This is a genomic window from Streptomyces sp. NPDC058257 (assembly GCF_042881845.1).
Classification (GTDB): Bacteria; Actinomycetota; Actinomycetes; order Streptomycetales; family Streptomycetaceae; genus Streptomyces.
Genome location: NZ_JBHVXJ010000003.1, coordinates 639,580 through 658,453, shown reverse-complemented (window position 1 = coordinate 658,453; position 18,874 = coordinate 639,580). Strand labels below are relative to the sequence as shown.

The following is an 18,874-nucleotide window of genomic DNA, read 5'->3' as shown; positions in this document are numbered from 1 at the left end:
GGAGGCGACTCCTTCCGTAGACCGCCTACCGGGTTAGCTGTCGGGTTCGGGCGGGTGGTTCCGGAAGGTTGCCCTACAGTCCCGTACTTCGTACGGGACCGATTCACCCCAAGTTCATCGTGGGTCCCCGGCTCCGAGGAGATCGAACTCGGCGGAGGCCACTCGTTCCCGGCGGGGTTCGCCGGTGGGAGTACGAGCAGCCCACGCAGCACGCTAGCCAACTCGTGTGGCTCGTGTGAAGGTTGATGTTCGATATGCCCGATACGTTTTCGTGACTTTACGAGGCTCTTGACGCGGACACGTCTTGCCGTGGCGGAGAGTGATCGGCCGCGGGCGGGGCGTAGGCGAGTGGACGTTCGTGAGTGGACGTGGCCGGAACCCGGAGCGGGTTGTCAGTGGGGCCGCCTAGACTCGGGAGGCGATGAGCAGCCTCTTTGATGACAGCTTCCTGGCGGACCTCAAGCCCTCGCGGGCTTCGGAGGAAGAGCCCCCGCCGCCGCCCGAGGACAGTGCTCCGGAGTCCGTTCCGGATGATCTGTTCGACGGGAAGTTCGACGCGCCCGCACCCCGGGACGCGCACTACCGCGACGGCGCCCCACGCCCCGTGCTGGACCCGGCGGCCCTGCTCGACGGTCTTAACGAGAACCAGCGCGCGGCCGTCGTGCACGCGGACTCCCCGCTGCTCATCGTCGCGGGCGCGGGCTCCGGCAAGACCCGGGTCCTCACGCACCGCATCGCGTATCTCCTGGCGGAGCGGCACGTGCACCCGGGGCAGATCCTGGCGATCACGTTCACGAACAAGGCCGCGGGCGAGATGAAGGAGCGCGTCGAGCAGCTCGTCGGGCCGCGGGCCAACGCGATGTGGGTGTCGACCTTCCACAGCGCGTGCGTGCGCATACTGCGCCGCGAGTCGAAGACGATCGGTTTCACCTCCTCCTTCTCGATCTACGATGCCGCCGACTCCAAGCGCCTGATGGCCCTGGTCTGCCGTGACCTGGACATCGACCCGAAGAAGTTCCCGCCGAAGTCCTTCAGCGCCAAGATCTCGAACCTGAAGAACGAACTGATCGACGAGGAGACCTTCGCAGGACAGGCCGCCGACGGCTTCGAGAAGACGCTCGCCCAGGCATACGCGATGTACCAGTCGCGGCTGCGCGAGGCGAACGCCCTCGACTTCGACGACCTGATCATGACGACGGTCAATATGTTCCGCGCGTTCCCGGACGTCGCCGAGCACTACCGCCGCCGCTTCCGGCACGTGATGGTCGACGAGTACCAGGACACCAACCACGCCCAGTACGCCCTCGTGCGCGAGCTGGTCGGCCCCTCCGGAGGCGAGGGGGACGACCCCGCCGAGCTGTGCGTCGTGGGTGACGCGGACCAGTCGATCTACGCCTTCCGCGGCGCCACGATCCGCAACATCCTCCAGTTCGAGGAGGACTACCCGAACGCGACGACGATCCTCCTGGAGCAGAACTACCGCTCCTCGCAGACGATCCTGACCGCGGCCAACGCCGTCATCGAACGCAACGAAAGCCGTCGCCCCAAGAATCTGTGGACCAACGCGGGCGCGGGCGCGGGCATCACCGGCTATGTCGCCGACACCGAGCACGACGAGGCACAGTTCGTCGCCGACGAGATCGACCGGCTCACCGACGCGGGCGACGCGAAGGCGGGCGACGTCGCGATCTTCTACCGGACGAACGCACAGTCCCGTGTCTTCGAAGAGATCTTCATCCGCGTCGGCCTGCCCTACAAGGTCGTCGGAGGCGTCCGCTTCTACGAGCGCAAGGAGGTCCGGGACGTCCTCGCGTATCTGCGGGTGCTCGCCAACCCGGAGGACTCCGTACCGCTGCGGCGCATTCTCAACGTACCCAAGCGGGGCATCGGCGATCGCGCGGAGGCGATGATCGACGCGCTCTCGCAGCGCGAGAAGATCTCCTTCCCGAAGGCGCTGCAGCGTGTCGACGAGGCGTACGGAATGGCGGCCCGCTCGGCGAACGCCGTCAAGCGCTTCAACGCGCTGATGGAGGAACTGCGGACCATCGTCGAGTCCGGTGCGGGCCCTGCCGTCGTCCTGGAGGCCGTGCTCGAACGGACCGGGTATCTCGCCGAGTTGCAGGCCTCGACCGACCCGCAGGACGAGACGCGCATCGAGAACCTCCAGGAACTCGCCGCCGTGGCACTTGAGTTCGAACACGACAGCGGTGGCGGCAGCGAGGATGGCGAAGACGGCGAAGGGGAGGCCGGAGGAGCGGCCGAAGGGGCGGCTGAGGACGAGGCTGAGGACGAGGCCGAGGGCGGAACCGGCGGCGCGGAAGAAGACGCGGGCGCGGGCACAAGCGTGTCGGGCACGCTCTCCGAGTTCCTCGAGCGGGTCGCGCTCGTCGCCGACTCGGACCAGATTCCCGACGAGGAGGACGACGGCTCCGGAGTCATCACGCTGATGACGCTGCACACAGCCAAGGGCCTCGAATTCCCGGTCGTCTTCCTGACCGGCATGGAGGACGGCGTCTTCCCGCACATGCGCTCCCTCGGCCAGGTCAAGGAGCTGGAGGAGGAGCGCCGCCTCGCGTACGTGGGCATCACGCGCGCGCGTGAACGGCTCTATCTGACGCGGGCCTCGATGCGCAGCGCCTGGGGGCAGCCCTCGTACAACCCTCCGTCGCGTTTCCTGGAGGAGATCCCGGAGGTCCACCTGGACTGGAAGCGGAAGGGTTCCGTAGGCGCGCCCGCTTCCTCAGGTCCCGCGGCCGGAATCGCCTCTTCCTTGTCGTCGTCGCGCTCGCGCACCGGGGGAGCGCAGGGTTTCGCCACGCGCCGCGCCTCGGAGAAGCCGGTGGTCGCGCTGGCGATCGGGGACCGGGTCACGCACGACCAGTTCGGCCTCGGGACCGTGGTCGGGGTGAAGGGCACGGGCGCGAACGCCGAGGCGACGGTGGACTTCGGAGAGCCCAAGCCGAAGCGGCTCCTGCTGCGGTACGCGCCGGTGGAGAAGCTGTAACGCGGGGGCGGCGGCCGGAGTTACGTCGGGTCGAGGTTGTGGCTGCGCAGCCACGGCAGCGGGTCGATCGCCGAGCCGCCGCCGGGGCGCACCTCGAAGTGCAGGTGCGGTCCCGTGGAGTTTCCGGAGTTTCCGGAGAAGGCGATAGGGTCGCCCGCCTTGACGGGGCCGCTGGAGACCTTGTGCGTGGAGAGGTGGCAGTACCACGTCTCCGTGCCGTCCTTGGCGGTCACGATCGCCATGTTGCCGTAGGCGCTGTTCCACTTCGTGGAGACGACGCCGTCGGTGGCGGCGAGCACCTCGGTGCCGTACGACACCGGGAAGTCGATCCCGGAGTGCGCGGACATCCAGTTGACGCCCGCCTGTCCGTAGTACGCGCTCAGACCGCGCTGCTTGACCGGCAGTGCGAACTTGGGGCGCAGACGCTCCTTGCGCGCGGCTTCCTCTACGGCTTTCTTCTCGGCGGCGACCTTCTCCGCCTTGAGGTCGATGCGCTCCTGGGTGCGGCTCGCGCGGTCGGCGAAGTCACCGGCGTCCGCCGAGAGGTTCGCCAACTGCGTGTCGAGCTTGTTGTTGGCGGCGGACGGCTGCACCGACGTGGGGTCCGGGGCCGATGCCGCCTGCGTCTCCTTGCCCTCGTCGCCTCCGAAGCCGCCCACGGAGGCGGCGGCGATACCGGCCACGCCCATCACGCAGGCGGACGGCACGGCGACGGTGAAGAGGGCGGAGCGCTTGGAGGGGGTGCGGCGGCGGGCCCGCGAGCGGGAGCCGTGCGAGCGGTCCATGACCGGCGGCTCGTCGGCACCGGCGGCGCCGTGACGGCTCGGCTCGACCGGACCGAGTGAATCGGCGGGAGCCTCGTCGGGCGTGAACTCGTGTTCAGCGGGACTCGGTTGGGCGTAGGCCCCGGAAGTCTGTGCCTCGGTGGCCTGTGCCGGGGAGGAGCAGGAATCGGAGGCGTAGGACCCGGTGTCGTAAGGCGAATGCTCGTACGTTTCGGGCGCCTCGTACGTGTCGGGCGCTCCGGGCGTGTCCTGGGCCTCGTACGTTCCGTGGGCCTCTTGCGTCCCGAGCGTCCCGTGTTCCTCCGGGATGCCGTACGTCTCGTGGGTCCCGGTGGCCCCGAACGTCATGTCCTGGGCGCCGGAGTTCCACGCGGTCGCGTCGTACGCGCCGGTGTCGAAGGCCTGCGTCTCCCACTGGCCGGTCTGCTGCGGCTGATTCCAGGCGCTCGCGTCCCGCCCCCAGACTCCGTCCGGGGGGACCCCCAGGGTGGTGTCGGGACCGGCCTGCGCCGGAATGTCGGCGGAGACGTGCTGATAACCGCCGGTCGACCACATGCCGGTGGTGTCGTAACCGCCGGTCTCGTACCCGCTGGTGTCGTACGCGGCCTGGTGTTGCGCGGCGTACGGGTCGTAGTTCAGCGTCTGCTGCGTCCCCGTCGTCGCCCACTGGCCGGTGTCGTACGAACTGCCGGGCATGTCGCCGAAGAGCGGGTCGGACGCGAAGCTTCCGGTGTCAGGACCGGCCGTCGCATAGCTGCCTGTGGTGTCGAAGCTTCCGGTGGAGTAGCCGTCGTAACCGGTATAGGCGCCGTGCTGAGTGCCCTGCTGGTCGTACGCCGCGTAGGGCGTGTAGTCGGCTGGTGCCGAGGCCGGGGGTGTTGAGCTCCCCGACGGGTGACGGTCGTTCACCAACTTCTCTTTCGCCTCGGCAGCAGGGGCAGAGCAGTGCGGTGACTGTACCCGGCGGTATGCAGGCGCGACAATCTTCGGCTGGTTTCGCGCTCTCAGGAAACGGGCATTCGGCCGTCTTTCGGGGGACTGCGGGCACAGCTTTGGCCCTGCGTTCGAGATCCGTTCGACAAAATTCCCGCTTCGCGGGGTGCGTGAGCTGCTCGGAGCTGTCCCTCAGGCCACCGTCAGTCCGTTCTCGACGCCCGTCGCGGGGGTACCCGGATCAGGCCGGTCGAGGGCTTGGCGGATTCCGGCGGCGACCGCGGGGTGCACGGGCAGGGCGAGATGACCGATACCGGAGACACGTACGTTCTGCGCGTTCAGGTCGGGATGGTTGACGCAGGCCGTTTCGAGGGGGGCCATCAGCTGATCCAGGTCGCTCCAGAAGCTCACGAAGCGGGTCCGACAGTCCGGCGCGGGCTCGCGCAGCTCCTCGATCACGTCCGAGCCGGGGCGCATCTGGCGCACGATCGGGTGCGCGTCGGCCAGCGGCACAACCCGCGTGCCCTCGTGCGGGGTACCGAGGGTGACCAGCGTGCGGACGCGGGCATCGCCGCCAAGGCGCTGTGCGTAATAGCGGGCTATCAGGCCGCCGAGGCTGTGCCCGACGATGTCCACCTGATGGTGGCCGGTGCGCTCGCAGATCTCCTCTATGTGGCGGCCGAGCAACTCCGCGGCGGTGCGGATGTCGCACGTGAGGGGGGAGTAGTTGAGGGACTCCACGTGCTGGCCGCCGTGCTGGGCCAGGGAGCGGCGCAGCAGGACGAAGACCGAGCGGTTGTCGATGAAGCCGTGCAGCAGGACGACCGGCGGCCGGCTCTCCGCGGGGAGCCGCGGGGCGTCGGGCGACGGCAGTTCGGCGGCGATCCTGCGTTCCTGGACGATGCCCGAGGGGTAGAGAAGGAGATGGCCGGCGAGGATCGCCACCTCGAGTGCGGTCGCTTTCAGCAGAGCCATGGAGAGCCCCGCCAGTCTGGCGGGCAGCAGAAGGCAGGGCGGGCGAAAGGGCAGGACCCTCGTAATGGTCATGGTCGACCTCCCGGTCGGCACGGGAGGGGACGGCTCTGTCCCCCGTGTGCCCGTAGTGGGGAGGCGTGGCGGAGGCCGTACGGCAGTGCGTGGTCGGCGCCGGTGGCGTCCTGCATGCCGGCGCGATCGCCGATGTGCCGCGTCACCACGGCGCGCGGCTGGTGGCGCGGTGGCGCGGCGACCTCGTTGCGGCTCCCCTTGCGCCGCCCCGGAAACGGTCCGTGGACCGCTGAATGCGGGGGTGGCGCGCAGCGAACGTGTCCCATCGTGTGATTTCCCCCTCGCTCTCCACCGTGAAACTGCCGGGTGCGAGATGCTGGAGATAACGTTCGTTCACTTCCCCTGCCGATGCGGCACGGGGTGCCAGTGCTTGGACAGATGGATATCGGTACATGGAGGCAGTGATGGGTGTGGCAGCCGGTCCGATCCGCGTGGTGGTGGCAAAACCGGGTCTCGACGGTCATGATCGCGGCGCGAAGGTGATCGCGAGGGCACTGCGTGACGCGGGGATGGAGGTCATCTACACCGGCCTGCATCAGACGCCCGAGCAGGTGGTGGACACCGCGATCCAGGAGGACGCCGACGCGATCGGTCTCTCCATCCTCTCCGGCGCCCACAACACACTTTTCGCCCGCGTGATCGAGCTCCTCAAGGAGCGCGACGCGGAGGACATCAAGGTCTTCGGCGGCGGCATCATCCCCGAGGCGGACATCGCGCCGCTCAAGGAGAAGGGCGTCGCGGAGATCTTCACTCCCGGGGCGACGACGGCATCGATCGTGGACTGGGTCCGGGCGAACGTCCGTCAGCCGGCAGGCACCTGACGGACACCGCGTCGCGGTGGAGGCGTCCGGCCTCCTTGGCTCCGGGGCGGTCGCGGTGGCGGTGGCGGTGGCGTCAGGCTGCCTTGTTCGCTTCGGGGCGGTGGCGTTCGGCCTTTCCCGCTCCAAGGTGATGGTGTCCGGCCTGACCACCCGCGCCAGGGCGGTGTCTCCTCGTTGGCTTCGTGCCGCGGTGGGGGCTGCCGGCCGCCTTCGCCTCATGGCGGGCGCCTCGGTGGGGACGCCGGTGGAACTGCCGGTGGGGGCAGCCGGGCGCCTCGGCTCCTCAGCGGGGTTGCCTAAGATGACGGCACCCCCGGATCTTCTGGCGCCGCACCCGATTCTCCCGGGTCCGCGCCCAACTCCGCACGCATCGCCGCGCGTAGACGCAACGTACTGACCAGGCGCTGGAACGCCTCCGACCAGTAGCCGCCCGCGCCGGGGGACGCGTCCTCCGGTTCGTCCGGTATCGCGGTCAGCAGGTCGAGACGGACCGCCTCCGCCGGGTCGAGGCAGCGCTCTGCCAGGCCCATCACTCCGCTGAAACTCCAGGGGTAACTCCCGGCGTCCCGTGCGATGTTCAGCGCATCCACCACAGCCCGGCCCAGCGGTTCCGACCAGGGCAGCGCGCACACGCCGAGCAACTGGAACGCCTCCGAGAGGCCGTGCGTCGCGATGAACCCCGCGACCCAGTCGGCCCGTTCCCCGGCGGGCAGCGCGGCGAGGAGCTTCGCGCGCTCGGCGAGCGACGCCGCGCCGGGCCCCGCCGCGTCGGGGGACGAGGGGGACCCGAGCAGCGCCCGGGACCACTCCGCGTCGCGCTGCCGCACCGCCGCGCGGCACCACGCGGCGTGCAACTCGCTCTGCCAGTCGTCGGCCACGGGCAGCGCCACGATCTCGACGGGGGTCCGGCCGCCGAGCCGCTGCGGCCAGGTGCCGAGCGGGGCGGCCTCCACCAACTGACCCAGCCACCAGGAACGCGCGCCCCGGCCGGCGGGCGGCTTCGGGGTGACGCCGTCACGCTCCATACCGGCGTCGCACTCGTGCGGCGCCTCGACCGTGAGCGTCGGCATGCTCTTCGTGCCCTGCGCGTGGTCGATGGCCACGCACGAGGCCGCGCGGTCCGCCATCCGGGCGGCGAGAGCGGATGAAGGTAGCGCGGAGAGGAGCTCGGCCGCCGTGGCGCGGACATTGCGGCTGCGGTCGGTGAGGGCTTGCTCCAGGAACGGCTCGTCGGCGTCGGACAGTTGGGTGCGCAGGGAATCGAGGAACATCAGGCGGTCCTCGGCCCGCTCCGTGCTCCAGGTGGCGGCGAGCAGGTCCCGCGCGGCGGCCGGGTCATGGGCACGCACCGCGCCGAGCAGTGCGACGCGTTCGGCGAACAGGCCCTCCTCCCAGAGCTGTTGCACCTGCGCGGTCTCCTCCGGTGCGGGCAGGGCCACCCCGCCGCCCGGAGTGGAGCGGAGCGCGAACTTCCAGTCCGGGTTGAGCCGCGCGAGCCACAGGGCGCGCGGGCCCGCGAAGGCGAGCGCCTGCGGCCGCAGGTCGGTGCGCCCGCGGGCCGCGTTCAGGAGGGCGGGAAGCAGCTCGGGCGGCGCCGCGAAGCCGCGGTCGTTGGCCAGTGCCAGCCATTGGGGCAGCAGTTCCATCAGGTCGGGCACCGCGCCCCGGCGTCCGCCGCTGCCCGCGCCGGGGTGGTCGGTGAGCAGCGTGGCGAGCCTCTGCCGTGCTGTGGGCGGCACCAGGGGCCTGGGGTCGTCGGCGACAGGCCCGGGAGGCGTCGCGGCGGGCGCGGGGCACAGACCGGCTCTGCGCCGGACGGTCTGCACGGCCGCCGCGTCCAGCAGGGCGGTCGGTGCGTCCTTTTCCTGGGTGCGTACGGGTGGTGTGCGGCGGTCGGTGCCGAGGAGCGCGGCGGTGACCAGGTCTTCCCAGGGGGTGACGGTCGCTTCAGTGAGTGCGGTGGTGGCGGTGGCAGCGGTGGTGGCGGTGGTGGCGGTCATGTTGACTCCCCTCTCGGGCGGATCTTCCGCGGATCCCTTGGATCCTTGGAAGATCCCTCGGCCCTTCGGCTGGATCTGCCGTCCTGGACCGGCAGTCCTGGACCGGCCGTCCTGGACCGGATCCGTCGGAGATCCCTGCGGTGCGCGTTGTGGTGCGCTGGTTGTGGTGCTCTGGTTTGTGGTGCGCTCAGTGCGCGTTGCGGTGCTGCGGGGTTTCGGTGGACCCCGCGGTGCACCGCGCGAACCCGGATCGGCTCCCGGAACGCATCAGTTCTCGCGGGGCGGTGGCGGTGCGACGGCGGTGAGGCGTGGTGGTCAGCACAAGGCCACCGCCTCTCCCACCCCGCGCGGCCAGGCCGTCAGAGGGGTGAAGCCCTCGTGACCACACTCGCCGAAGACCGTCACCGGAGCGCCTCCGGAGAGTGCCACCAGGCGCCACAGGCCCGCTCGGGCCGCCGCTGATGGGGTGATGGGCAGGGCCATGTCGCCGCCCGCGTCCGCCAGTTGCCAGCTGTCGAAGGCCGGGTCCGGGTGAGGGGTCGGTATCACTTCGCTCAGCGTCACCGGCCAGGAATCCAGCCAGGGGTCGTCCCGCAGCACCTCTCCGTAGCGTTTCGCGGCCTGGTCCGTCCCTACGCCCGACGGCCGGACCGTCGTCGGTACGGGAGCGCTGAACTGTTCGCCCAGGTCGGCCCGCAGCTGCCCCGCACCCGGATACGTGGTCAGCTCGGCGTCGAGCGCGAGGCCGAGCGGTAGGGCGAGCGCGGGTGCGCGGCCCGCGGCTCCGTACGACAGGAGCAGGGCCGTACGTCCCGACTCCGCGCCGTAGAGCCATATCCGGCGGGTGGTGAGCTTGCTGTCCGCCGTGTCGTACTGCGCGAGCACCAGCCAGCGGTCCCGCACCGGCCTGCCCTCCGCCGATGTGGGCAGGCCTATGCGGGAGCGGACCGTGGTCGCCAGGGCCTCCGGCAGTTGCTCGCGGTGCAGCCAGCCCTGGCCGAGGAGGTGGAGGAGCGCGCACTCCTCCAGCATCCGTATCGGCCAGCCGGGCCCGGAGGACGGAATGGCGCCCAACTCCCGCACGCGCGCGGCGAGCCCGGGTGCCTGCGCGTCCACCATGCGGGCCGCCGTCTCCTCCCACAGCGCGTACCCCGACTGTTCGGCGGAGGCCATGCCGCCCCGCAGCAGATCGGAGAGGCGCTGCTCCAGCTCCGTCACCCCCGCCGTGACCCGCTCGGCCCGCCGCTCCGCCCTGCGGCGCGCGGCCTCGGGGTCAGCGGTCGCCGAGCCCGGAGCCGCGTCCGAAGTCCGCTTCGTCTCCGTTCTTTCGCGACGCCCCACAAGCCACTCCTGCGCCCAGGCCGGTGGCTGTGCGTCCGGTGCCGAATCGTCCGGTGCCGAATCATCCGGCGCCGAATCGCCCGGCATCGGACCGAAAGGCTCCTCGCCACCCGCCCAGAGCAGCAGCAGCCCGAGCGCGTGCTTGCACGGGAACTTGCGGCTCGGACAACTGCACTTGTACGCCGGGCCCGCCGCGCCCGTGACGTCCGCGATGTCGACGACCGTCTGATACGGCTTGCTGCCACTTCCCTTGCACAGTCCCCACACCGTCCCCTCGCCCGAACTGCCTGCCTCCGACCATGGGCCGGCGACGCCGAGTCTGCTTCCCGCCTTGCGTGACGGGGCATCAGGCGCCAAGGCAAGGACCTGATCCGCCGTCCAGCGCACCCCCTGCTGAGTCATGTCTCCGACGGTAGGTCCCCCCACTGACAATCGATCTCGAACTGGATGTCTGTGCAGGTCAGTGGGGTGCGGGGGCTAATTGTCAGTGGCGTGGTGCACGGTTGGAATCACATCCGGGCCAGATGTGCCCGGACGAGTTGGAGGGGGATCGCTCCATGACCGTGTCCATCGGCTCGACGACCTCGACGGTGACCTCGACGACGACCGCGACGGCGACTTCGGCGACGGGTGAGGCGGAGGTGCTGCGTCCGCACGCCGAGCACGTTTTCGCCGCCGAACTGGCCGCGCTCGCCGCGCAGGACGACCGGCCCCGGCCCGCCCGCTGGCGGCTCTCCCCGTGGGCGGTCGCGACGTATCTGCTCGGTGGGACATTGCTCGACGGGACGGTGATCTCGCCGAAGTACGTGGGGCCGCGCCGCATCGTCGAGGTCGCCGTCACCACCCTCGCCACGGACCGTGCGCTGCTCCTGCTCGGCGTGCCCGGCACCGCGAAGACCTGGGTGTCCGAGCATCTGGCGGCTGCCGTGAGCGGAGACTCGACGCTGCTCGTGCAGGGCACGGCAGGGACGCCGGAGGAGGCGATCCGGTACGGCTGGAACTACGCGCAGCTGCTCGCGCACGGCCCCAGCCGCGACGCGCTCGTGCCCAGCCCCGTCATGCGGGCCATGTCCGACGGAATGACGGCGCGGATCGAGGAGCTGACCCGTATCCCCGCCGACGTACAGGACACGCTGATCACGATCCTGTCGGAAAAGACCCTCCCCATACCGGAGTTGGGGCAGGAGGTGCAGGCGGTCCGAGGCTTCAATCTGATCGCCACGGCCAACAACCGCGACCGCGGGGTCAACGACCTGTCGAGCGCGCTGCGCCGCCGATTCAACACCGTGGTCCTCCCTTTGCCGGAGAGCGCCGAGGCCGAGGTCGACATCGTCTCGCGCCGCGTCGACCAGATCGGGCGCTCGCTCGATCTGCCCGCCGGGCCGGAGGGGATCGACGAGATACGCCGCGTCGTCACCGTCTTCCGCGAGTTGCGGGACGGGGTCACGGCCGACGGCCGTACGAAGGTGAAGTCGCCGAGCGGCACGCTCTCGACGGCCGAGGCGATCTCCGTCGTGACCAACGGCCTCGCGCTGGCAGCCCACTTCGGGGACGGCGTACTGAGGCCGGGCGACGTCGCCGCGGGCATCCTCGGCGCGGTCGTCCGCGATCCGGCCGCGGACCGGGTGATCTGGCAGGAGTACCTGGAGGCGGTGGTCCGTGAGCGGGACGGCTGGAAGGACTTCTACCGCGCGTGCCGTGAGGTGAGCGTGTGATGGGTGTGGCTGTGACGGGTGCGGGTGCGGGTGCAGGTGCAGGTGCGGGTGCGGCTGTGACGGTGGCTGGTTCGTGGGAGAAGGGGAGGGGCGGACATGAGCGACTCGGTGCGGGGAGCGACTCGGGCTGGCGAGGGGCCGTTGCTGCTCGGGGTGCGGCATCACGGGCCTGGGTCTGCGCGTGCGGTGCGGGCAGCGCTTGAGGAAGGCGCGCCGCGTGTGGTCCTGATCGAGGGGCCGCCGGAGGCCGACGCGCTGGTGGCGCTCGCGGCGGACGAGGGGATGCGGCCGCCGGTCGCGCTCCTTGCGCACGTCGTGGACGAACCGGGCCGGTCGGCGTTCTGGCCGCTGGCCGAGTTCTCGCCGGAGTGGGTGGCGATCAAATGGGCCGCCGGGGCGGGAATTCCGGTCCGGTTCATCGATCTTCCGGCGGCGCATTCACTGGCGCGGGCGGAGGAGACGGAGGAGGTGCCGGACGGGGAGCCCGGGGCCCCCGGAGCTTCGGGGGACGCGGACGCGGTGCGGATCGATCCTCTTGCGGTGCTCGCGGAGACCGCCGGGTACGACGACCCCGAGCGGTGGTGGGAGGACGTCGTCGAGCACCGGGGCGGGGGTGGTGACGCGTTCGCGCCGTTCGAAGCCCTCGGAGAGGCCATGGGGGTGCTGCGCGAGGAGTACGGGACCGGTGGGCACGACCGTGACCTGGTGCGCGAGGCGTACATGCGGATCCAGGTGCGGGCGGCACAGCGGGAGTTCGGAGCGGACGGCGTCGCGGTCGTGTGCGGGGCCTGGCATGTGCCCGCGCTGCGGCAGAAGGTGACAGTGGCGGCCGACCGGGCGCTGCTCAAGGGGCTGCCCAAGGTGAAGGTCGACATGACCTGGGTGCCCTGGACGCACCGTCGGCTCTCACGGGCGAGTGGGTACGGGGCGGGTATCGCCTCGCCCGGCTGGTACGGGCATCTGTTCGGCGCGCCCGACCGCCCCGTCGAGCGCTGGCTGACCAAGGTCGCGCGGCTCCTTCGGGACGAGTACAGGCTCGTGTCGTCCGCGCATGTCATCGAGGCGGTACGGCTCGCGGAGACGCTCGCCGTGATGCGGGGGCGTCCGCTGCCGGGACTCACCGAGACGACGGACGCGATCCGGGCGGTGATGTGCGAGGGCTCCGACGTGCCGCTCTCCCTGGTGCACGACAAGCTCGTCGTCGGGGACGTGCTCGGGGAGGTGCCGGACTCCGCGCCGGCGGTGCCGTTGCAGCGCGATCTCACGCGGCTCCAGCGGAAGCTCCGGCTCAAACCGGAGGCTTTCGAGCGGGAGTTGGAGCTCGACCTGCGCAAGGAGACGGACGCGGCTCGCAGCAGGCTGCTGCATCGGCTCCGGCTGCTCGGGGTCGGCTGGGGCGAGCCCGTGGCGTCGCGGGGGAGCACGGGTACGTTCCGGGAGACCTGGCGACTGCGGTGGGAGCCGGAGCTCTCCGTGCGGGTGGCGGAGGCGGGGGTGTGGGGGACGACCGTGGTGTCGGCGGCCACCGCTCGGGCGGAGTCCGATGCCGTCGGGGCGAGCGCGCTGGCCGACGTCACCGCGCTGGCCGAGCGGTGTCTGCTGGCCGAGTTGCCGCAGGCGTTGCCGGTGGTGATGCGGGTCCTGGCGGACCGGGCGGCGCTGGATGCGGACGTCGGGCATCTGGCGCAGGCGTTGCCCGCGTTGGTGCGGTCGCTTCGGTACGGGGATGTGCGGGGCACGGACACCGCCGCGCTCGGCGAAGTGGCCGGGGGGCTTGCCGAGCGGGTGTTCGTCGGGCTGCCTCCTGCCTGTGCGGGGCTCGATCAGGATGCGGCGCTGGAGATGCGGGGGCATGTGGACGCGGTTCACCAGGCGGTGGGCTTGCTGGGGGAGTTGGGCGATGGACGTACGCCTGGCTCTGCGCCTACCTCTGCGCCTGCTCCTGTGCCTGCGGCTACCTCTGTGCCTGTGCCTGTGCCTGTGCCTGCGTCTGAGTCTGAGTCTGCGCCTGCCCGTGCCTCCGCCGCTGCCTCGACGTCCGCGTCTTCGGGGGAGGGGGCGGCTCGTATGCGGGGGCGGTGGTTCTCCGTGTTGAGGGTGTTGGGGGAGCGGGACAGTGTTGCCGGGGTGGTGCGGGGGCGGTGTGTGCGGATCTTGATGGACGGCGGGGAGTTGGCCGATGAGGAGGCCGCTCGATTCATGGGGTTGGCCCTGTCCCGGGGGACCGAACCCGCTGAAGCCGCCGCCTGGATCGAGGGGTTCGTGGGCGGTGGGTCCGGGGGTGGCATGTTGCTCGTGCACGACGAGCGGCTGCTCGGGCTTGTCGACGACTGGTTGAGCGGGGTTCCTGGCCGGGCCTTCACCGACGTGCTGCCTCTGCTGCGGCGCACCTTCTCGGCGTACGAACCGGGAGTGCGGCGGACTCTGGGCGAGCTGGTGAGACGTGGGCAGGCGGCGGGCGGAGGCGGCTCGGGTGTTGCCGACGGGATACCCGGCTTCGGGGCGGAGCTTGATGCTGAGCGCGCGGATGCCGTTCTGCCGGTGCTGAGTCTGTTGCTCGGGGCAGGGGCAGGGGCAGGGGCAGGGGCCGGGGTCAGGGGCGGGGGCAGGTCTGAGCCCGGAGCCGGGGCCGGGGCTTGGGTCGGGCTCGGTGGCGGTGGCGGTGGCGGTGGCGGTGGCGGTGGCGGTGATGGTGACGGTGACGGTGACGGTGACGAGCTTGTGGGGGTGGGCTGATGACGCAGGACATGACTGAGGGAGTGGCTCTGGGAGTCGATCTGGGAGCGGCGGGGGACGTGACTGCGGGCGGGAAAGCGGGCGCGGCGCAGGGCATGACAGTGCACGCGCAGGTGGGCGTTCCGGAGGACAGGGGGCCGGGTGCGAGGGCAGGGGTGACTGAAGGGGGGATGGCAGCAGTGCCTCAGAACATGACGGCAGCCGCAGCTCAGGACGGGGCAGTAGCCGCTGCTCAAGCCGGGTCGGCGATTGCGGCTCAGGGAGACCCGGGTGCCGAAGTCGCAGGCGGGCCAGCAGCTGTCGTTGATGTCCTGACGCGAGCTGCGACGCAAGCCGCGACGCGCGCCGCGACACAAACCGCGAGGCGAGCTGCGAAACAAGCCGCGACACAAGCCGCGAGGCGAGCTGCGACGCAAGCCGCGACGCGCTCCGCGACCCAAGCCGCGACACAAGCCGCGACGCGCTCCGGGGCGGTAGTCGGGAGCTCGGGGGCGGTAGTCGGGACGCGCTCGGGGGCGGTAGCCGGGACGCGCTCCGGGGCGGTAGCCGGGGCGGTAGCCGGTGTTCGGGCAGGGGCGGCAGCCGCGGCTCAGGTGGGAACAGGGCACGGCGGGGCCGGAGGAGCGGCGCAGGAGGTGGCCCCGGATGTGGCGTCGGGGCCAGTCCTGGATCCCGCGGAGGAGCGGCTGCGGAGGTGGCGGCTGGTGCTTGGTGGGGGCGCGGCGGACGGCACAGGGTGCGAGCTCGTCGGGCGGGACGCGGCGATGGACGGGGCGCTCGGTGCGTTGTACGGGGGAGGGGACGGGGGGAAGAAGGACCGGGGGCGGGACCGTTCGGCGGGGCTCGGTGCGTCCGCGCCGTCCGTGTCGCGCTGGCTCGGGGACATCCGGACGTACTTCCCCTCGTCCGTCGTCCAGCTCATGCAGCGCGACGCCATCGAGCGGCTCGGTCTCTCCACGCTGCTCCTGGAGCCAGAGATGCTGGAGGCCGTGGAGGCCGACGTGCATCTGGTGGGGACGCTTCTCTCCCTCAACAAGGCCATGCCGGAGACGACCAAGGAGACCGCGCGGGCCGTCGTGCGCAAGGTCGTCGAGGACCTGGAGAAGCGGCTCGCCACGCGGACCCGCGCCACTCTCACCGGCGCGCTCGACCGCAGCGCCCGCGTCAGCAGGCCGCGCCACCACGACATCGACTGGAACCGCACGATCGCCGTCAACCTCAAGAACTACCTGCCGGAGTACAAGACGATCGTGCCCGAGCGGCTCATCGGGTATGGGCGGGCGTCGCAGTCCGTGAAGAAGGAGGTCGTCCTCTGCATCGACCAGTCGGGTTCGATGGCGGCGTCCGTCGTCTACGCCTCGGTGTTCGGCGCCGTGCTCGGCTCGATGCGGTCGCTCAACACGCGGCTCGTCGTCTTCGACACGAATGTCGTCGACCTCACCGATCAGCTCGACGACCCGGTGGATGTCCTGTTCGGCACGCAGTTGGGAGGCGGGACCGACATCAACCGCGCGCTCGCGTACTGCCAGTCGCAGATCACCCGGCCCGCCGACACCATCGTCGTGCTCATCAGCGACCTCTACGAAGGGGGCATACGCAACGAGATGCTGAAGCGGGTCGCGGCGATGAAGGCGTCCGGGGTGCAGTTCGTGACGTTGCTCGCGCTCTCCGACGAGGGGACGCCCGCGTACGACCGAGAGCACGCGGCGGCGCTCTCGGCGCTGGACGCACCGGCCTTCGCATGCACCCCGGACCTCTTCCCCGAGGTGATGGCGGCGGCGATCGAGAAGCGCCCTCTTCCCATACCGGACACGAATCAACACCGGATATGAATCCACACCGGACACGAATCAACACCGGTATATGAATCCACACGGGATATGAGTACGCATCGGTAACGGCGTCACAGGAGCAAACGGAAGCAAATGGGAGTAAGTGAAGTGGTCCCTGTCACCACAGGGGCCGCCCTTCCCGCACCCGGATCCGCGATCTGTGACAGTCATCACCGCCCAAATGTGATCTGCGATTTAGGGACCTACGGCCCACGGCGATAACCTGCGAGACGGACATGCCGCGTACCGGACTCCGTCCTACGCCTCCCTTGTGACAGCGCAGTCACGTTGCCCTCCGCGGCACGCCCACGCAGACAGCTGACCACAAAGCAGCGAGATCGCAGCGAGATCACGGAAAAGGGACGGACGCGCGTGGACCTGTTCGAGTACCAGGCGAGGGACCTCTTCGCCAAGCACGGTGTACCGGTGCTGGCCGGTGAAGTCATCGACACGCCTGAGGCGGCGCGCGAGGCCACCGAGAAGCTGGGCGGCAAGTCGGTCGTCAAGGCACAGGTGAAGGTCGGTGGCCGCGGCAAGGCCGGCGGCGTGAAGCTGGCCGCCACCCCGGACGAGGCCGTCGCTCGCGCGACGGACATTCTCGGGATGGACATCAAGGGCCACACGGTCCACAAGGTGATGATCGCCGAGCTGTCCCCGGAGATCGAGGCGGAGTACTACGTCTCGTACCTCCTCGACCGCACCAACCGCACCTTCCTCGCCATGGCGTCGGTGCAGGGCGGCATGGACATCGAGGAGGTCGCGGAGAAGACTCCCGAGGCCCTCGCGAAGGTCCCGGTCAACGCCGTGGACGGCGTGGACATCGAGAAGGCCCGCGAGATCGTGGCCCAGGCGAAGTTCCCGGCCGAGGTGGCCGAGGGTGTCGCCGAGGCCATGGTGACCCTGTGGGACACCTTCGTCGCCGAGGACGCGCTCCTCGTCGAGGTCAACCCGCTGGTGAAGACCAAGGACGGCCGCATCCTGGCCCTTGACGGCAAGGTCTCGCTCGACGAGAACGCCGACTTCCGCCAGGCCGACCACGAGGCCCTCGAGGACAAGGACGCAGCCAACCCGCTCGAGGCTGCTGCCAAGGCCAAGAACCTCAACTACGTCAAGCTGGACGGCGAGGTCGGCATCATCGGCAACGGCGCGGGTCTCGTCATGAGCACCCTCGACGTCGTCGCGTACGCCGGTGAGGCGCACAACAACGTCAAGCCGGCCAACTTCCTCGACATCGGCGGCGGCGCTTCGGCCGAGGTCATGGCGAACGGCCTGGAGATCATCCTCGGCGACCCGGACGTCAAGTCCGTCTTCGTCAACGTCTTCGGTGGCATCACCGCGTGCGACGAGGTCGCCAACGGCATCGTCCAGGCGCTGGAGCTCCTCAAGTCCAAGGGCGAGGAAGTCACCAAGCCGCTGGTCGTCCGTCTCGACGGCAACAACGCGGAGCTGGGTCGCAAGATCCTGTCGGACGCCAACCACCCGCTCGTACAGCGCGTGGACACCATGGACGGCGCGGCCGACAAGGCCGCCGAGCTCGCGGCTGCGAAGTAAGGGACCAGGTCAGAACACCATGGCTATCTTCCTGACCAAGGACAGCAAGGTCATCGTCCAGGGCATGACCGGTGCCACGGGCATGAAGCACACCAAGCTCATGCTGGGCGACGGCACGAACATCGTCGGCGGCGTGAACCCGCGCAAGGCCGGCACGTCCGTCGACTTCGACGGCACCGAGGTACCGGTCTTCGGCTCCGTCGCCGAGGCGATGGAGAAGACGGGCGCCAACGTCTCCGTCCTCTTCGTGCCGCCGGCCTTCTCCAAGGCCGCCGTCGTCGAGGCGATCGACGCCGAGATCCCCCTCGCGGTCGTCATCACCGAGGGCATCGCCGTCCACGACTCAGCCGCCTTCTGGGCGTACGCGAAGTCGAAGGGCAACAAGACCCGCATCATCGGCCCGAACTGCCCCGGTCTCATCACCCCGGGCCAGTCGAACGCCGGCATCATCCCGGGCGACATCACGAAGCCGGGCCGCATCGGCCTGGTCTCGAAGTCCGGCACGCTGACGTACCAGATGATGTACGAGCTCCGTGACATCGGCTTCTCCTCGGCCGTCGGCATCGGTGGCGACCCCGTCATCGGTACGACGCACATCGACGCCCTCGAGGCGTTCGAGGCCGACCCCGAGACCGACCTGATCGTCATGATCGGCGAGATCGGCGGCGACGCCGAGGAGCGTGCGGCGGACTACATCAAGGCCAACGTGACGAAGCCGGTCGTCGGCTACGTCGCCGGCTTCACGGCGCCCGAGGGCAAGACCATGGGCCACGCCGGCGCCATCGTCTCCGGCTCCTCCGGTACCGCGCAGGCCAAGAAGGAGGCCCTTGAGGCCGCGGGCGTCAAGGTCGGCAAGACGCCGACCGAGACGGCCAAGCTCGCCCGGGCGATCCTGGCCGGCTGAAGCTTGACCTAGCTGTCGAAGGTGGGCCCGCATCTCTTGTGTGAGATGCGGGCCCACCTTTTTGTCCGGGGAGTGTCCGGGAAGTCTCCGGGGCCTATCCGGGCCTATCCGGGCCTATCCAGGCCTATCCAGGGTTTGTCCGGGGCTTGTCCGGGGTTTGCCTGTGGGCCGACTGTGGTTGCTCGCGTGGTTGCTCGCGCGGTTG

General features: G+C 70.3%; 12 protein-coding genes and 1 riboswitch. Of the genes, 8 read left to right on the top strand and 4 right to left on the bottom strand.

Features of this window, described 5'->3' with window-relative positions:
• Window positions 1-6: 6 nt before the first annotated feature.
• A riboswitch (cyclic di-AMP (ydaO/yuaA leader) is annotated at window positions 7-164 on the bottom strand.
• A gap of 257 nt (window positions 165-421) precedes the next feature.
• Window positions 422-3,004 carry an ATP-dependent DNA helicase gene (locus ACFVXC_RS11975; protein ID WP_389904237.1) on the top strand — a complete coding sequence of 861 codons (2,583 nt, stop codon included), beginning with the start codon at window positions 422-424 and terminating at the stop codon, window positions 3,002-3,004.
• A 20-nt stretch (window positions 3,005-3,024) separates the two neighbouring features.
• Here ACFVXC_RS11975 and ACFVXC_RS11970 read toward each other — a convergent pair whose 3' ends face one another.
• A complete protein-coding gene (locus tag ACFVXC_RS11970) occupies window positions 3,025-4,698 on the bottom strand; it encodes a peptidoglycan DD-metalloendopeptidase family protein (protein ID WP_389904236.1) in 1,674 nt (557 codons plus the stop codon).
• A gap of 216 nt (window positions 4,699-4,914) precedes the next feature.
• The gene (locus ACFVXC_RS11965) at window positions 4,915-5,769 is read right to left on the bottom strand and encodes a lipase family alpha/beta hydrolase (protein ID WP_389904234.1); all 855 of its coding nucleotides are present in this window, start codon (window positions 5,767-5,769) and stop codon (window positions 4,915-4,917) included.
• 65 nt (window positions 5,770-5,834) lie between these two features.
• On the opposite strand from ACFVXC_RS11965, the gene ACFVXC_RS11960 reads away from it, so the two are divergent.
• Together ACFVXC_RS11960 and ACFVXC_RS11955 are read left to right on the top strand one after the other, a co-directional pair.
• A complete protein-coding gene (locus ACFVXC_RS11960) occupies window positions 5,835-6,002 on the top strand; it encodes a hypothetical protein (protein ID WP_389904233.1) in 168 nt (55 codons plus the stop codon).
• A 171-nt stretch (window positions 6,003-6,173) separates the two neighbouring features.
• Window positions 6,174-6,590 carry a cobalamin B12-binding domain-containing protein gene (locus ACFVXC_RS11955; RefSeq protein ID WP_249588266.1) on the top strand — a complete coding sequence of 139 codons (417 nt, stop codon included), beginning with the start codon at window positions 6,174-6,176 and terminating at the stop codon, window positions 6,588-6,590.
• A gap of 296 nt (window positions 6,591-6,886) precedes the next feature.
• On the opposite strand, the gene ACFVXC_RS11950 is transcribed toward ACFVXC_RS11955, so the two are convergent.
• Window positions 6,887-8,590, bottom strand: a complete 1,704-nt coding sequence (locus tag ACFVXC_RS11950; RefSeq protein ID WP_389904231.1) for a DUF5691 domain-containing protein — start codon at window positions 8,588-8,590, stop codon at window positions 6,887-6,889.
• A 315-nt stretch (window positions 8,591-8,905) separates the two neighbouring features.
• Window positions 8,906-10,333 carry an SWIM zinc finger family protein gene (locus ACFVXC_RS11945; protein WP_389904229.1) on the bottom strand — a complete coding sequence of 476 codons (1,428 nt, stop codon included), beginning with the start codon at window positions 10,331-10,333 and terminating at the stop codon, window positions 8,906-8,908.
• 155 nt (window positions 10,334-10,488) lie between these two features.
• On the opposite strand from ACFVXC_RS11945, the gene ACFVXC_RS11940 reads away from it, so the two are divergent.
• The 5 genes from ACFVXC_RS11940 (at window position 10,489) to sucD (ending at window position 18,669) form a co-directional block, all read left to right on the top strand.
• Window positions 10,489-11,646, top strand: coding sequence for an AAA family ATPase (locus ACFVXC_RS11940; protein WP_389904228.1), 1,158 nt, complete (start codon window positions 10,489-10,491; stop codon window positions 11,644-11,646).
• 96 nt (window positions 11,647-11,742) lie between these two features.
• On the top strand, window positions 11,743-14,382 hold the full coding sequence (locus tag ACFVXC_RS11935) for a DUF5682 family protein (protein ID WP_389904226.1): 2,640 nt from the start codon (window positions 11,743-11,745) through the stop codon (window positions 14,380-14,382).
• Window positions 14,383-15,017: 635 nt separating this feature from the next.
• A complete protein-coding gene (locus tag ACFVXC_RS11930) occupies window positions 15,018-16,214 on the top strand; it encodes a vWA domain-containing protein (protein WP_389904224.1) in 1,197 nt (398 codons plus the stop codon).
• Between the two features lie 372 nt (window positions 16,215-16,586).
• Complete coding sequence (gene sucC, locus ACFVXC_RS11925; RefSeq protein ID WP_389904222.1) at window positions 16,587-17,765, top strand: ADP-forming succinate--CoA ligase subunit beta; 1,179 nt, start codon at window positions 16,587-16,589, stop codon at window positions 17,763-17,765.
• 19 nt (window positions 17,766-17,784) lie between these two features.
• Window positions 17,785-18,669: a succinate--CoA ligase subunit alpha gene (sucD, locus tag ACFVXC_RS11920; protein ID WP_389904221.1), complete on the top strand. Its 885-nt coding sequence runs from the start codon at window positions 17,785-17,787 to the stop codon at window positions 18,667-18,669.
• Window positions 18,670-18,874: the final 205 nt, after the last annotated feature.

What these genes read in the sequence shown, in the direction of transcription:
- ACFVXC_RS11975 (WP_389904237.1), top strand. Translation starts at nt 422, where the DNA reads ATGAGCAGCCTCTTTGATGACAGCTTCCTGGCGGACCTCAAGCCCTCG.
- ACFVXC_RS11965 (WP_389904234.1), bottom strand. Translation starts at nt 5,769, where the DNA reads ATGACCATTACGAGGGTCCTGCCCTTTCGCCCGCCCTGCCTTCTGCTG.
- ACFVXC_RS11955 (WP_249588266.1), top strand. Translation starts at nt 6,174, where the DNA reads ATGGGTGTGGCAGCCGGTCCGATCCGCGTGGTGGTGGCAAAACCGGGT.
- ACFVXC_RS11950 (WP_389904231.1), bottom strand. Translation starts at nt 8,590, where the DNA reads ATGACCGCCACCACCGCCACCACCGCTGCCACCGCCACCACCGCACTC.
- ACFVXC_RS11945 (WP_389904229.1), bottom strand. Translation starts at nt 10,333, where the DNA reads ATGACTCAGCAGGGGGTGCGCTGGACGGCGGATCAGGTCCTTGCCTTG.
- ACFVXC_RS11940 (WP_389904228.1), top strand. Translation starts at nt 10,489, where the DNA reads ATGACCGTGTCCATCGGCTCGACGACCTCGACGGTGACCTCGACGACG.
- ACFVXC_RS11935 (WP_389904226.1), top strand. Translation starts at nt 11,743, where the DNA reads ATGAGCGACTCGGTGCGGGGAGCGACTCGGGCTGGCGAGGGGCCGTTG.
- sucD (WP_389904221.1), top strand. Translation starts at nt 17,785, where the DNA reads ATGGCTATCTTCCTGACCAAGGACAGCAAGGTCATCGTCCAGGGCATG.